Raw genomic sequence first — 13,996 nt, 5'->3', positions numbered from 1 at the left:
GAGTTCTGCTTTTCGGCACAGTGTTAACAGGAGTTTTCATGAAAGCGTTACCCACTTTGCTGCTGGTGGCCGCCGCGCTGCTCAGCGGCTGCGTCAGCTCCGGCGGCGGTTCCTCATCCGATTCCACGGTGAGCTGGTATAACCCCTTGAGCTATCAATGGTCGGCGTCGCTGCCGTGGAACTGGTTTGGCGCCTCGCTGACCGCGACTGAGCAGGGCGTCGGCAGCGCGACGGCGATGCGCAGAAGAGGCGATCAGCGACGGACTGAAGGGCAACTACAAACTGCGTCAGGGCATGTGCAGCGATAACGGGGACGTGATCGCCTTCTGGCAGGCGCTGGATGACGGCTAGGTCAAACTGCAGATCAGCGGCGGCGGCAGCGTCGAGCGTATCGAGGTGATGGACAGCGATATCCCCGCATAGGACGGCGCGCGTATCGGTGACGCCTTTAGCGATAGGTTCAGCAAAGCCTTCAACAACTGCAGGCTGGCGGCCGGCGGCAGCGGCCACGACGTCGAATGCCGCGCGCCCGGCAGCCAGCACCTCTCCTACGCTTACAGCGGCGAGCGGCACGGACCGGATGGCCTGATGCCATCCGACGAGGTGCTGAAAAGCTGGAAGCCAAGCTCGGGCGATTGCGCCATGCGGCTTTCTGGTATGATGCGGGCGAAAAGTCTTTGATAACGGAGAGCATAGCAATGTCTGATTACCAGAGCGGTATTCTGCTGGAACACCGCCGTTTCGCCATCTGGCTGGAGGCCAACGTTCAGGGCGACATCGCGGCGGTGTGCGCCGGCGCTGAAGGATTTTCAGCCGCTGGGCAAGGGCGTCGCGCCCGCCACCCAGCGCGATCTGCTGATCCATATCCAGTCGCTGCGTCATGACGTCAACTTTTCGCTGGCGCAGGCGGTGCCATCGCGGTACAGGAAGAGGTGCAGGACTTTCGCTGGATCGAAGATCGCGACCTCTCAGGCTTCGTTGACGGCACGGAAAATCCGCAGGGCGCGGAGCGCGTCGCGGTGGCGCTGATCGCCGAGGGCTCGACGCGGGCGGCAGCTATCTCTTCACCCAGCGCTGGGAGCACAATCTCAACCTGTGGAACCGCCTGGCGGTGGAGATGCAGGAGGCGATCATCGGCCGCACCAAAGTCGACAATCAAGAGCTGGAGGGCGAGGCTCGCCTGGCGACCTCGCATCTAGCGCACGTCGACCTTAAAGAGGAGGGAAAGCGGCTGAAAATCCTGCGCCATAGCCTGCCTTACGGCGGCGCCAGCGGCAAACACGGCCTCTACTTTCTCGCCTGCGCGGCGCAGCTCTACAATATCGAGCAGCAGCTGCTGAGCATGTTCGGCGAGCGCGACGGCAAATTCGACGCCATGCTGCGCTTTACCCGGCCGGTCAGCGGCAGCTACTTCTACTTCTACGCGCCGTCGCTGACGCAGCTGCAGGCGCTGTAACCCTCTGCGGGTCGCCGCCAGCGGCCCGCTGCTTTCCTGTCGCGCGTATATGGCGTCTTATGCCATTTTCGACTTTGAAATCATCAAACGATATATAAAACCGCTACTGCTTTCCGTGGGGTTATAAATACACTGAGCAAACCGCTGGCCCAGGCCAGAATTCTTGTTTTCTCAGGGTGCCTCATGACCAAAAGAACGATGAAAAATATCGTTGGCGGTATCGCCTTGTCGCTCAGCCTTGCGGGCGCGGCCAGCTCCACCGAACTGCTCAACAGCTCGTACGACGTCGCGCGCGAGCTGTTTGTCGCCCTGAATGCGCCGTTCGTAAAATCTTGGGATGCCAGCCATCCTGACGACAAGCTCACCATCAAAATGTCGCACGCTGGCTCGTCCAAACAGGCGCTGGCGATCCTGCAGGGGCTGCGTGCCGATGTAGTGACCTATAACCAGGTGACCGACGTGCAGGTGCTGCATGACAAAGGCAACCTGATTGCGGCCGACTGGCAAAGCCGTCTGCCTAACAACAGCTCGCCGTTCTACTCCACTATGGCTTTCCTGGTGCGCAAAGGGAATTCAAAGCAGATCTACGACTGGGCCGATCTGGGCCGCGCCGGCGTAAAGCTGGTGTTTCCTAATCCGAAAACCTCAGGCAACGGCCGCTACACCTGGCTGGCAGCTTGGGGCGCCACCAATCAGGCGAACGGCGGAGACGAGGCGAAAACCCGCGCCTTTATGGCGCAGTTTCTGAAGAACGTAGAGGTATTCGATACCGGCGGACGCGGCGCGACCACTACCTTCGCCGAGCGTGGTCTCGGGGACGTGCTGATCAGCTTCGAGTCCGAGGTGAACAACATTCGTAAACACTACGGCAAAGATGAGTTAGAGGTCGTGGTGCCGAAAACCGATATTCTTGCTGAGTTTTCGGTGGCCAGGGTGGATAAAAACGTCGGGCACAACCATAGTGCTGATGCGGCAAAAGCCTATCTCAACTACCTCTATACGCCGCAGGCGCAGCAAATCGTCACCGACTTCTACTATCGCGTCAACAACCCGAAGCTGATGAGCGAGCATAAAGATCGCTTCCCGTCGACGCGGCTGTTCCGCGTAGAGGATCAGTTCGGCGGCTGGGATAACGCCATGAAAACGCACTTCGCCAGCGGCGGCGAACTGGATCAACTGCTGTCAGTGGGGCGCGGATAATGTTAGCGTTAACTCAGAAGCGCGTACTGCCTGGATTCGGGCTGAGCCTCGGCACCAGCCTGCTGTTTACCTGCCTGATTTTGCTGCTGCCGCTCAGCGCGCTGCTGATGCAGCTGTCGCAGATGACGCTGGCGCAGTACTGGGAGGTGATCAGCAACCTGCAACTGGTGGCGGCCTATAAGGTCACGCTGCTGTCAGCGGGGGTGGCGTCGCTGTTCAACGCGGTGTTTGGCATGATTATGGCGTGGATTCTGACGCGCTATCGCTTTCCCGGCCGCACGCTGCTGGACGGGCTGGTGGATTTGCCGTTCGCCCTGCCGACGGCGGTCGCCGGCCTGACGCTGGCGGGCCTCTTTTCCGTCAACGGCTGGTATGGCGAATGGCTTTACAACGCCTTCGGCATCAAGGTTTCTTACACCTGGCTCGGCATCGCCGTTGCCATGGCCTTCACCAGCATCCCCTTTGTAGTGCGCACCGTACAGCCGGTGCTGGAGGAGCTGGGGCCAGAATATGAAGAGGCGGCGCAGACGCTCGGCGCGACGCCGTGGCAGAGCTTCCGCCGCGTAGTGCTGCCGGAAGTGGCGCCCGTGCTGCTGGCCGGCACAGCGCTCTCCTTTACCCGCAGCATCGGCGAGTTCGGCGCGGTGATCTTTATCGCCGGCAATATCGCCTGGAAAACCGAGGTGACCTCGCTGATGATTTTCGTGCGCCTGCAGGAGTTCGACTACCCGGCCGCCAGCGCCATCGCCTCGGTGATCCTCGCGGCGTCGCTGGTGCTGCTGTTCGCCATTAACACCTTGCAGAGCCGCTTCGGCCGCCGTCTGGGAGGTCACTAATGGCGGATATCTTCCACATCAAAGCCGCCGATTGTCAGCCGGTCAACTGGGGCAAATGGCTGCTGATCGGCATCGGCGTGCTGATCTCACTGCTGCTGCTGGTAGTGCCGATGGTCTCTATCTTCTACGAAGCTTTCAGGATGGGGCTTGGCGTCACCTTTCAAAATCTGGCCGACAGCGACATGCTGCACGCCATCTGGCTGACGGTGCTGGTGGCGCTGATTACCGTACCGGTTAACCTGGTGTTTGGCACGCTGCTCGCCTGGCTGATGACGCGCTTTAACTTTCCCGGCCGCCAGCTGTTGCTGACGCTGTTCGACATTCCTTTCGCCGTCTCGCCGGTGGTGGCGGGCTTGATGTATCTGCTGTTCTGGGGCATCAACGGGCCTGCGGGCGGCTGGCTCGACGCGCATAACATCCAGGTGATGTTCGCTTGGCCCGGTATGGTGCTGGCCACCGTCTTCGTGACCTGTCCTTTTGTGGTGCGCGAGCTGGTGCCGGTGATGCTCAGCCAGGGCAGCTATGAAGATGAGGCGGCTGTGCTGCTCGGCGCATCGGGTTGGCAGATGTTCCGCCGCGTGACGCTGCCCAATATTCTCTGGGCGATGCTCTACGGCGTGGTGCTGACCAACGCGCGCACCCTTGGCGAGTTTGGCGCGGTCTCGGTGGTCTCGGGATCGATTCGCGGCGAGACCTACACCTTACCGCTTCAGGTTGAATTACTGCATCAGGATTACAACGTGGTCGGCGCCTTTACCGCCGCCGCGCTGCTGACCCTGATGGCAATCGTGACACTGTTTCTGAAAAGCGTGTTGCAGTGGCGTTTAGAGCAACAGCAGCATCGCCTGCAACAGGAGGAAAATCATGAGCATTGAGATTAACCAGATCAACAAAGCTTTCGGCCGCACCCCGGTGTTGAACGATATATCTCTGGATATTCCTTCTGGCCAGATGGTAGCGCTGCTAGGGCCGTCTGGCTCCGGGAAAACCACGCTGCTACGTATTATCGCCGGGCTGGAGCATCAGAACAGCGGGCAGATCCGCTTTCACAACAAAGACGTCAGCGCGCTGCATGCGCGCGACCGCCAGGTCGGCTTCGTGTTTCAGCACTACGCGCTGTTCCGCCATATGACGGTATTCGACAACATTGCCTTCGGCCTGACAGTGCTGCCGCGCCGCGAGCGTCCTTCTTCCGCCGAGATCAAACAGCGCGTGACGCGTCTGCTGGAGATGGTGCAGCTGGCGCATCTGGCGAACCGCTTCCCGGCGCAGCTGTCGGGCGGCCAGAAGCAGCGCGTGGCGCTGGCGCGCGCGCTGGCGGTCGAACCGCAGATCCTGCTACTCGACGAGCCGTTCGGCGCGCTGGACGCCCAGGTGCGCAAAGAGCTGCGCCGCTGGCTGCGTCAGCTGCATGAAGATCTGAAGTTTACCAGCGTCTTCGTGACGCACGATCAGGAAGAGGCGATGGAGGTGGCCGATCGCGTGGTGGTGATGAGCCAGGGCAATATCGAGCAGGTCGGCACGCCGGACGAGGTGTGGCGCGAGCCTGCCACCCGCTTTGTGCTGGAATTCCTCGGCGAGGTAAACCGCTTCGACGGCGAGATCCACGGTTCGCAGTTCCATGTCGGCGCGCACCGCTGGCCGCTCGGTTATACGCCGGCGCACCAGGGCGCGGTCGAGCTTTTCCTGCGCCCGTGGGAGATCGACGTGGCGCGCCAGAGCAGTCTGGAGGCGCCGCTGCCGGTGCAGGTGCTGGAGGTCAGCCTGCGCGGCCACTTCTGGCAACTGGTGGTGCAGCCGACCGGCTGGCAGAGTGAACCCTTCTCGCTGGTATTCGAGGGCGACCAGACGGCGCCGGTGCGCGGCGAGCGTCTATTTGTCGGCTTACAGCAGGCGCGGCTCTATCAGGGCGCGACGCCGCTGCGCACAGTTGCCTTTGCCGAAAGCGCATGATATTGGGCGGGTTCTTATCCCGCCCCTTTTTTTGCACGCTTTTGTTCGCCGGGAAACGCACCTTGACCACACTGCAAAACACCATCGGCAATACGCCGCTGATCAGACTACAGTGCCTGACGCCTGCCAACGGCAGCGAAATCTGGCTCAAGCTAGGAGGCAATAATCCCGCCGGCTCCGTTAAAGACCGCGACGCTTGGTCGATGATCCATCAGGCCGAGCTGCGCGGCGACATCGCGCCGGGCGATTGGCTGATCGAGGCCACCAGCGGCAGCGCGCGGGACACTTTGCGCTTCGGCTCCTTTCACCGGCTTGCCTGACGCTGCGCGCCTGAAAAAGGCAATAAAAAACGGCACTCTGAGGTACCGTTTTTTATGCGCGATAGCTGTTACTTCTTGATGCGGATCACCGGCGTTTCGCCAACGTTAACCTTACCAGAAAGCTTCGTCAGCTCTTTGATCTCATCCATATTGGAGATCACCACAGGCGTCAGCGTCGATTTCGCTTTCTCTTCCAGCAGCGGCAGATCAAACTCGATCACGACGTCGCCTTTCTTGACCTTTTGGCCCTCTTCGGCGATACGACGGAAGCCTTCACCTTTCAGCTCAACCGTATCGATACCGAAGTGGACAAACAGCTCGATGCCGTTGTCAGACTCGATTGAAAAGGCGTGGTTGGTTTCAAAAATCTTGCCGATGGTGCCATCAACCGGCGCAACCATTTTATTGCCGGTTGGCTTGATAGCAATGCCGTCGCCAACGATTTTCTCAGCGAATACCACATCCGGTACGTCTTCAATGTTTACGATCTCGCCTGACAGAGGCGCAACAATATCAATCGTCCCAGATGTGCTTTCTGGTTTATTGCCGAAAAGCTTGTCAAGAAACCCCATATTCTTCTCCTAAACAGTATTGTTGGGATAGCGTCTCGTGGATCAGCAGAGTGTTTTCTCTTTGATGAACTTATTCACCAGATTCATCAGTTCTTCCGCTGTAGGTTGAGCCAGAGCCTGCTCCGCCAGAGCTTTCGCATCTTCGAAATTCGTGTTGCGAATGATTTTCTTAATGCCTGGGATTGAAATGGCACTCATGCTGAATTCGTCCAGCCCCATACCCAGTAAAAGTAGTGTAGCACGTTCATCACCGGCCAGCTCACCACACATGCCGGTCCACTTGCCTTCGGCATGGGACGCGTCGATAACCTGCTTGATCAGGCCGAGCACCGACGGCGACATCGGGTTATACAGATGAGAAATCAAATCATTACCACGGTCAACGGCTAGAGTATACTGCGTCAGGTCGTTTGTCCCAATACTGAAGAAGTCAACTTCTTTCGCCAGGTGGCGGGCAATCACCGCGGAGGCGGGCGTTTCCACCATGATGCCGACTTCGATGGTTTTGTCGAACACTTTGCCTTCTTCGCGCAGCTGCGCTTTCAGCAGCTCCAGCTCCGCCTTTAGGCTGCGCACCTCTTCAACCGAAATAATCATCGGGAACATAATGCGCAGTTTGCCGAACGCCGAGGCGCGTAAAATGGCGCGCAGCTGAGCGTGTAAAATCTCTTTGCGGTCCATGGCGATACGGATCGCGCGCCAGCCGAGGAACGGGTTCTCTTCTTTCGGCAGGTTCATGTAGGGCAGGTCTTTATCGCCACCGATATCCATGGTGCGCACGATAACCGCCTGTGCGCCCATCGCTTCCGCGACGGCTTTATAAGCCTGGAACTGCTCTTCTTCGGTCGGCAGCGAGTCGCGATCCATAAACAGGAATTCGGTGCGGTAGAGGCCCACGCCTTCCGCGCCGTTGCGCTCGGCGCCTGCGACGTCGCGAATGGTACCGATGTTGGCGCACACTTCAACCGGGTGACCATCCAGCGTAATCGCCGGCAGATCTTTCAGCTTGGCCAGCTCATGTTTTTCGCTGAGGTATTGCGTCTGGACCGCTTTCAGCTCTTCCAGCACGCTTTCCGACGGGTTGACGTAAATTTTATTGTTGACGCCGTCCAGAATCAGGAAGTCGCCGTTTTTCACCGTCGCGGTGACGTTGCCGGTGCCGACAATCGCCGGCAGCTCCAGCGAGCGCGCCATGATAGAGGTGTGCGAGGTGCGGCCGCCGAGATCAGTGATAAAGCCCAGCACTTTTTTCAGGTTCAGCTGTGCGGTTTCCGACGGCGTTAAATCTTTTGCCACCAGGATTGATTCTTCATGGATGGCGCTCAGGTCAACAACGTGCAGACCGAGAATGTTTTGCAGCAGACGTTTGCCGATATCGCGAACGTCCGCGGCGCGTTCTTTAAGGTATTCGTCATCCAGCTCTTCCAGCGCTTTTGCCTGTCCGTCAATCACGAAATAGGCGGCAGCGTCGGACGAGGCGTGATCTTTTTTGATCAGGTCGATGATTTCCTGCTCCAGCTCTTCGTCTTTCAGCAACATGATGTGGCCTTCGAAGATGGCTGCTTTCTCTTCACCAAAGGTCTCACCCACTTTCACCTTGATGGCTTCCAGCTGTTGCGCAGCCTGATCGCGACCGTCGAGGAAGCGTTTCACTTCCTGATCGACCTGTTCGTCAGAAATTTTCTTGCGGTTGATGACGATCTCATCCTCAATCAACAGCAGAGCTTTGCCGAAAGCGATACCTGGTGATGCTAAAATGCCTGAAATCATAACCCTACCTTTTAATCACGATGGCTCTTTGACCCAATACGTTGCCATTGTCGCGGGAGCTGTACTCTACGGATGTGATAACGCGGACAGATTGTCCGCGATCAAGATGTTTGCACTCAGGGGCAAAGGAGTCGGTATAATGCAAAAGCTGAGCGGATTATTCCAGTTCAGCCATCAGTTTAACCAGATGCTCAACCGCCTGCTGCTCATCTTCGCCTTCTGCAGAGAGCGTCACAACCGTGCCCTGCGTTAGACCCAGCGTCTGCAGCTTGAACAGGCTCTTGGCGCTGGCGGATTTGCCGTTAGAGGTAACGGTGATTTCTGACTGGAACGTTTTCGCTTCTTTAACAAACTGCGCGGCAGGGCGGGTGTGGAGACCATTAGGCGCGGTGATGGTAACTTCTTGCTGGAACATTCTGTTTCCCCAACGTTATCAGGTTTGGTGTTATGGACTTAAAGTCTAGCCTGGAGCCGTAACTTTAGCCTGTGTAGGTGCGCGGGTATAGCCTGTCGCTGACCAATGAATGCGCTTTAATGAGCGTGTCATTCCAGATGAATGGGTCACAGTCCGTGTAGAGCGCTTCAGCTACTAATTATGCCGTGATTCGACGTAACGCCAAATGCGTAAATCGATTCAGCTTGATCTAATTCAAAGGCTGATTAATTTCAGGCACTTAAATTATTTCCAGCTTAAGTACCAGAGCAGCGTCACTGAAATCAATCTGGGCGGTGGTAAAAGTGGGATCTGAGCCACAAAAAAGCCCCCCTTGGGGTGCTTTTTTCGGCGTTTTCGCAGGCTGGCGTTACTGCTGCAGCTCTTTTTCGGTGAAGAGATCGGCAAACAGCGCGGTACTCAGGTAGCGTTCGCCGGAAGAGGGCAGCACAACGACGATATTCTTGTTGGCGAACGCTTCATCTTCCAGCAGCTTGACCGCAGCGGCAACGGCGGCGCCGGAGGAAATACCCGCCAAGATGCCTTCCTCTTCCATCAGCTTACGTGCGGTAGAGATCGCCTCTTCATTAGTGATCGCCACCACGCGGTCGACCAGGTCGAGATCTAGGTTGCCCGGGATAAAGCCTGCGCCGATGCCCTGAATTTTATGCGGGCCGGGTTTGATCTCTTCGCCAGCGAGCGCCTGAGCAATGACGGGTGAATCGGTCGGCTCGACCGCCACGGTGATAAGATCCTTTTTACCTTTGGTGTTCTTGATGTAGCGCGAAACGCCGGTCAGCGTGCCACCGGTGCCGACGCCGGCGATAAAAACATCTACCGCGCCGTCCGTATCTTCCCAGATTTCGGGACCGGTGGTTTTTTCATGGATCTCCGGGTTAGCAAGGTTGCTGAACTGCTGCAGCAGCACGAATTTATCCGGCTCGCTGGCGACAATCTCTTCCGCTTTGGCGATGGCGCCTTTCATGCCTTTCGGACCCTCGGTCAGCACCAGGTTGGCACCCAGCACCTTCAGCAGCTTGCGGCGCTCTACGGACATGGTTTCCGGCATGGTCAGCGTCAGCTTATAGCCACGCGCCGCAGCGACGTAGGCCAGCGCGATGCCGGTGTTGCCGCTGGTTGGCTCGACCAGCTCGACGCCGGATTTCAGGATACCGCGTTTTTCTGCGTCCCAAATCATATTGGCACCGATACGGCATTTGACGCTGAAGCTCGGGTTACGGGATTCCACCTTCGCCAGAAGGCGGCCGTTACCGATGCGGTTCAGGCGAACCAGCGGCGTATGACCAATTGTCAAAGAGTTATCTTCATAGATCTTACTCATAGCCCGTCCTTAACTGTATGAAATATTGGGAACCCTCAGAGCATACGCTTTCTGCCTGCGCGCGGAAGGAAAGAAAACGCATATCTATATGTCCCCAGGCAATAAGCCTTGCTAAAAAATGCATAAGAGACTCTGAAGCGTATCAGCATAGCTCAGTACGACCAAGCTGGCTACGGTAGCGATCGACCCACATTGCCGTCGCGCCGCACACCGCCACAGGCATAATCGCCAGGTTAAGGATCGGAATAATGGTAAACAGGCTGACCAGCGCACCGAACTGCATATTAGCGCTTTTATGACGGCGCAGCGCGCTGCGCATCTGCTGAAAGCTGACCTTATGGTTGTCGAACGGGTAGTCGGAATATTGTACCGAGAGCATCCAGGCGCTGAACAGGAACCACAGCACCGGCGCCACCGTCTGGCCGAAGCCGGGGATAAAGTAGAGCAGCAGCAGGCCGAGCGCGCGCGGCAGGTAGTAGCCCAGCTTTTGCAGCTCGCGCTTCATGATGCGCGGCACATCTTTCAGCATTGCCGCCCAGCCGCTGTCTGGCAGCGGTTTGCCCGTCAGGCGCCCCTCCAGCTGCTCCGCCAGCAGGCCGCAGAAGGGCGCGGCGATCCAGTTGGCAATAGTAGAAAAGAAGTAGCTGAACACCAGCACGATAGAGATCACCGACAGTGGCCAGAGCAGATAGCTCAGCCACTGCAGCCAGCCGGGAATATGCGCCATCAGCTGCGGGATCCAGCTGCCGAGGCGATCGAACAGCCAGATGAACGCGCCGCCCAGCAGCACGATATTCACCAGCAGCGGGATGACTACAAAACGTCGGATGCCGGGCAGACGAACCAGTCTCCAACCTTCGCTAAAATAGTGCACACCATTGAAACTTGAGACAGTGTTCTCACGGGCCATAACAGGCAACTCCTGGAAAATTATCGGGCGAGACCATGATAACCTGGCTTTTTCTTCTGAACATGAGGCGATTGGGTGAAAAAACAGCAAAAAAACGTGGGGCGACTATCTTATTTGTCAGAAAATACTGCACGAGCTTGCACTTGTTTAACAGGGCAAATACAGTTAGAGGATAAAGTTTGCCGCAGTGGCAAGGTATTGGAACAACAGAGAATACAATGATGCAGGATTTGCGTCTGATATTAATCGTTGTTGGCGCGATCGCCATTATAGCGCTTCTTCTTCACGGACTGTGGACCAGCTGTGAAGAGCGCTCGTCAGTGTTTCGCGATTGCCCGCATAAACGGCTCAAGCAGCGCGACGGGCGCGACGACGAAGAGAGCGTCGGCGAGGTTCGCGTGCGCCAGGAGCGTCCGCATCAGGAGCCGCGCTTCAAATATTTCCGCGACGACGAGCAGGACGACGCGCCGGTATTCCGCGCCTCGGCAGAAGCGCCGCGCTTCGCCCCGGCACAGCGGATTCAGGCCGATCTGCGGCTGGATCACGATACTCTGGAAGCAGTACAGCCCGAGCCGGAGTTCCAGGCGGCGCCTGAACCGCAGCCGTCCGCGCCGCGCCAGCCTGAGCCCTATTCTGAGCCGCAGCATGCCGCCGAACCCGTTCGTCAGGAGACGCCGAAAGCCGCCGTCGGCAAACCCAAGGAGGCGATGCTGGTGCTGCACGTCGCCGCTCATACCGGCGGCACCCTGAACGGCGAAGCGCTACTGCAGGGCATTCTGCAGGCTGGCTTCCAGTTCGGCGAAATGAATATCTTCCATCGTCATCTCAGCCCGGCGGGCAGCGGCCCGGTGCTGTTTAGCCTGGCCAACATGGTTAAGCCCGGCTCCTTTAACCTGGATGAGATGTCCGATTTCTCCACGCCCGGCATCTCTATCTTTATGATGGTGCCCTCCTATGGCGACGCGAACCAGAACTTCAAGCTGATGCTGCAGTCGGCGCAGCGCATCGCCGATGACGTCGGCGGCGTGGTACTGGATGACGAGCGCCGCATGATGACGCCGCAGAAGCTCGAAATCTATAAGACCCTCATTCGCGAAGTCATAGAATCCAGAGAATAATTTGGGCCGTCTAACCTGGCTCACCTAACCCCCGACTGTCGGGGTTTTTTTGTCTGATGGGGCATTATGAAATCCGTTCAGGACCAAATCACCGAACTGCGCACCACGCTGCGCCATCACGAATATATCTATCACGTTATGGACGCGCCGGAGATCCCCGACGCCGAATATGACCGCCTGATGCGCGAACTGCGCGCGCTGGAAGAGCAGCACCCCGAGCTGGTGACGCCCGACTCGCCGACGCAGCGCGTTGGTGCCGCGCCGCTGACGGCCTTTGCCCAGGTGCGCCACGAAGTGCCAATGCTGTCGCTGGACAATACCTTCGACGAAGCAGGTTTTCTCGCCTTCAACAAGCGTGTGCAGGAGCGCCTGAAAAGCAGCGACGACATCGCCTACTGCTGCGAGCTGAAGCTGGATGGTCTCGCGGTGAGCCTGCTGTATGAGAACGGCCTGCTGACGCGCGCGGCGACGCGCGGCGACGGCACCACCGGCGAAAATATCACCACCAACGTGCGCACCATCGGCGCCATCCCGCTGCGCCTGAAAGACAACGATTTTCCGGCGCGGCTGGAAGTGCGCGGCGAAGTGTTTATGACGCAGCGCGGCTTTGAGAAGCTGAACGACGAAGCGCGCCGCACCGACGGCAAAGTGTTCGCCAACCCGCGCAACGCGGCTGCCGGCTCGCTGCGCCAGCTCGATCCGCGCATTACCGCTAAGCGCCCGCTGACCTTTTTCTGCTACGGCTTCGGCCAGCTGGAGGGCGGCGAGCTGCCGGGCAGCCACTATGCGCGCCTTCAGCAGTTCAAAGCCTGGGGCCTGCCAGTAAGCGACCGCATTCGCCTAGTGCACAGCGCGGAAGAGGCGCTGGCGTTTTACCGTCAGGTGGAAAACGATCGTCCGGCGCTGGGCTTCGATATCGACGGCGTGGTGATCAAGGTTGATTCGCAGGCGCTGCAGGAACGTCTGGGCTTTGTGGCGCGCGCGCCGCGCTGGGCGGTGGCCTTTAAGTTCCCGGCGCAGGAGCAGATGACGGTGGTGCGCGACGTGGAGTTTCAGGTAGGCCGCACCGGCGCCGTGACGCCGATCGCGCGGCTGGAGCCGTTGCTGGTGGCGGGCGCCATGGTGAGCAACGCCACCCTGCATAACGCGGATGAAATCGAGCGCCTCGGCTTGCGCATCAGCGACAAGGTGGTTATCCGCCGCGCTGGCGACGTTATTCCGCAGGTGGTCAACGTGGTTATATCTGAACGTCCTGCAGACACGCGCGAAGTGGTGTTTCCAACCCACTGTCCGGTATGCGGCTCCGACGTGGAGCGCGTCGAGGGCGAAGCCGTCATGCGCTGCACCGGCGGGCTGATCTGCGGCGCGCAGCGTAAAGAGGCGCTAAAGCACTTCGTATCGCGCCGTGCCATGGATGTCGATGGCCTAGGCGACAAAATTATCGACCAGCTGGTAGAGACAGAATATGTCCAGACGCCCGCCGATCTCTTCAGGCTGACGCCGGAAAAGCTGCAGGGCCTGGATCGCATGGGGCCAAAGTCGGCGCAGAACGTGGTCAACGCGCTGGAAAAGGCCAAATCGACCACGCTGGCGCGCTTTCTCTATGCGCTGGGCATTCGTGAAGTCGGCGAAGCTACCGCCGCCAACCTCGCCAACCACTTTGGCAGCCTGCAGAAGGTGATGGATGCCGATCTGGAGGCGCTGATTGCCGTACAAGACGTCGGCAGCGTGGTGGCGACGCACGTGCGTAACTTTATGGAAGAGGAGAGCAACCGCGAGGTGATCCGCCAGCTGGTTGAGGATATCTGCGTCCACTGGCCACATATCGAGGTGGTTAACGCCGAGGCGATCGACAGCCCCTTCGCCGGAAAAACCGTGGTGCTGACCGGATCGCTGACCCAGCTGACGCGCGACGAGGCGAAAGACCGCCTGACCGCGCTGGGTGCCAAAGTCAGCGGCAGCGTGTCGAAGAAAACCGATCTGGTGATCGCCGGCGAGGCGGCGGGCTCCAAGCTGGCGAAGGCGCAGCTGCTGGGCATTGAGGTGATCGACGAAGCGGAAATGATCCGCCGGCTGGACGCCTGAG

General features: G+C 58.7%; 11 protein-coding genes and 3 pseudogenes. 9 read left to right on the top strand and 5 right to left on the bottom strand.

Annotation, left to right across the window (positions count from 1 at the left end; translation table 11 throughout):
- The first annotated feature begins 38 nt into the window (after positions 1 to 38).
- From EIO60_RS12795 to EIO60_RS12765, 7 genes and pseudogenes are all read left to right on the top strand, one after another.
- A pseudogene (locus tag EIO60_RS12795) lies at positions 39 to 681 on the top strand (RpoE-regulated lipoprotein).
- Between the two features lie 17 nt (positions 682 to 698).
- Positions 699 to 1,456, top strand: a pseudogene (locus EIO60_RS12790) (Dyp-type peroxidase).
- 183 nt (positions 1,457 to 1,639) lie between these two features.
- Positions 1,640 to 2,656 carry a thiosulfate ABC transporter substrate-binding protein CysP gene (gene cysP / locus EIO60_RS12785; RefSeq protein WP_258577011.1) on the top strand — a complete coding sequence of 339 codons (1,017 nt, stop codon included), beginning with the start codon at positions 1,640 to 1,642 and terminating at the stop codon, positions 2,654 to 2,656.
- Positions 2,656 to 3,492 (top strand): sulfate/thiosulfate ABC transporter permease CysT, encoded by an 837-nt coding sequence (gene cysT / locus EIO60_RS12780; RefSeq protein WP_258577010.1) that lies wholly within the window; start codon positions 2,656 to 2,658, stop codon positions 3,490 to 3,492. The genes cysP and cysT overlap by 1 nt, the downstream gene beginning before the upstream one ends.
- Positions 3,492 to 4,367 carry a sulfate/thiosulfate ABC transporter permease CysW gene (gene cysW, locus EIO60_RS12775; protein ID WP_258577009.1) on the top strand — a complete coding sequence of 292 codons (876 nt, stop codon included), beginning with the start codon at positions 3,492 to 3,494 and terminating at the stop codon, positions 4,365 to 4,367. The genes cysT and cysW overlap by 1 nt, the downstream gene beginning before the upstream one ends.
- Positions 4,357 to 5,445, top strand: coding sequence for a sulfate/thiosulfate ABC transporter ATP-binding protein CysA (gene cysA, locus EIO60_RS12770; protein ID WP_258577008.1), 1,089 nt, complete (start codon positions 4,357 to 4,359; stop codon positions 5,443 to 5,445). Before cysW ends, cysA begins: the two co-directional genes overlap by 11 nt.
- A gap of 62 nt (positions 5,446 to 5,507) precedes the next feature.
- A pseudogene (locus EIO60_RS12765) lies at positions 5,508 to 5,720 on the top strand (pyridoxal-phosphate dependent enzyme); the annotation flags it as partial.
- 113 nt (positions 5,721 to 5,833) lie between these two features.
- On the opposite strand, the gene crr reads toward EIO60_RS12765, so the two are convergent.
- The 5 genes from crr to cysZ form a co-directional block, all read right to left on the bottom strand.
- On the bottom strand, positions 5,834 to 6,337 hold the full coding sequence (gene crr, locus EIO60_RS12760; RefSeq protein ID WP_258577007.1) for a PTS glucose transporter subunit IIA: 504 nt from the start codon (positions 6,335 to 6,337) through the stop codon (positions 5,834 to 5,836).
- Positions 6,338 to 6,379: 42 nt separating this feature from the next.
- Positions 6,380 to 8,107 (bottom strand): phosphoenolpyruvate-protein phosphotransferase PtsI, encoded by a 1,728-nt coding sequence (gene ptsI, locus EIO60_RS12755; protein ID WP_258577006.1) that lies wholly within the window; start codon positions 8,105 to 8,107, stop codon positions 6,380 to 6,382.
- Positions 8,108 to 8,264: 157 nt separating this feature from the next.
- A complete protein-coding gene (ptsH, locus tag EIO60_RS12750) occupies positions 8,265 to 8,522 on the bottom strand; it encodes a phosphocarrier protein Hpr (RefSeq protein WP_258577005.1) in 258 nt (85 codons plus the stop codon).
- A 388-nt stretch (positions 8,523 to 8,910) separates the two neighbouring features.
- A complete protein-coding gene (gene cysK, locus EIO60_RS12745; RefSeq protein WP_258577004.1) occupies positions 8,911 to 9,882 on the bottom strand; it encodes a cysteine synthase A in 972 nt (323 codons plus the stop codon).
- Between the two features lie 142 nt (positions 9,883 to 10,024).
- A complete protein-coding gene (cysZ, locus tag EIO60_RS12740; protein ID WP_258577003.1) occupies positions 10,025 to 10,792 on the bottom strand; it encodes a sulfate transporter CysZ in 768 nt (255 codons plus the stop codon).
- 218 nt (positions 10,793 to 11,010) lie between these two features.
- Between cysZ and zipA the strand changes: the two genes are divergently transcribed.
- Positions 11,011 to 11,910: a cell division protein ZipA gene (zipA, locus tag EIO60_RS12735; RefSeq protein ID WP_258577002.1), complete on the top strand. Its 900-nt coding sequence runs from the start codon at positions 11,011 to 11,013 to the stop codon at positions 11,908 to 11,910.
- 66 nt (positions 11,911 to 11,976) lie between these two features.
- Positions 11,977 to 13,995, top strand: a complete 2,019-nt coding sequence (gene ligA / locus EIO60_RS12730; protein WP_258577001.1) for an NAD-dependent DNA ligase LigA — start codon at positions 11,977 to 11,979, stop codon at positions 13,993 to 13,995.
- Position 13,996 lies beyond the last annotated feature (1 nt).

Origin of the sequence: Candidatus Pantoea persica (assembly GCF_013753875.1) — a bacterium.
Classification (GTDB): domain Bacteria; phylum Pseudomonadota; class Gammaproteobacteria; order Enterobacterales; family Enterobacteriaceae; genus Pantoea; species Pantoea persica.
Note: the sequence above shows the minus strand (reverse complement) of the source record. Positions and strands in the feature narration are given on the sequence as shown.

Coding starts and splice junctions, on each gene's coding strand:
- cysA (WP_258577008.1), top strand. CDS start 4,357: ATGAGCATTGAGATTAACCAGATCAACAAAGCTTTCGGCCGCACCCCG.
- cysZ (WP_258577003.1), bottom strand. CDS start 10,792: ATGGCCCGTGAGAACACTGTCTCAAGTTTCAATGGTGTGCACTATTTT.
- ptsI (WP_258577006.1), bottom strand. CDS start 8,107: ATGATTTCAGGCATTTTAGCATCACCAGGTATCGCTTTCGGCAAAGCT.
- ligA (WP_258577001.1), top strand. CDS start 11,977: ATGAAATCCGTTCAGGACCAAATCACCGAACTGCGCACCACGCTGCGC.
- cysP (WP_258577011.1), top strand. CDS start 1,640: ATGACCAAAAGAACGATGAAAAATATCGTTGGCGGTATCGCCTTGTCG.
- cysT (WP_258577010.1), top strand. CDS start 2,656: ATGTTAGCGTTAACTCAGAAGCGCGTACTGCCTGGATTCGGGCTGAGC.
- zipA (WP_258577002.1), top strand. CDS start 11,011: ATGATGCAGGATTTGCGTCTGATATTAATCGTTGTTGGCGCGATCGCC.
- cysW (WP_258577009.1), top strand. CDS start 3,492: ATGGCGGATATCTTCCACATCAAAGCCGCCGATTGTCAGCCGGTCAAC.
- cysK (WP_258577004.1), bottom strand. CDS start 9,882: ATGAGTAAGATCTATGAAGATAACTCTTTGACAATTGGTCATACGCCG.
- crr (WP_258577007.1), bottom strand. CDS start 6,337: ATGGGGTTTCTTGACAAGCTTTTCGGCAATAAACCAGAAAGCACATCT.
- ptsH (WP_258577005.1), bottom strand. CDS start 8,522: ATGTTCCAGCAAGAAGTTACCATCACCGCGCCTAATGGTCTCCACACC.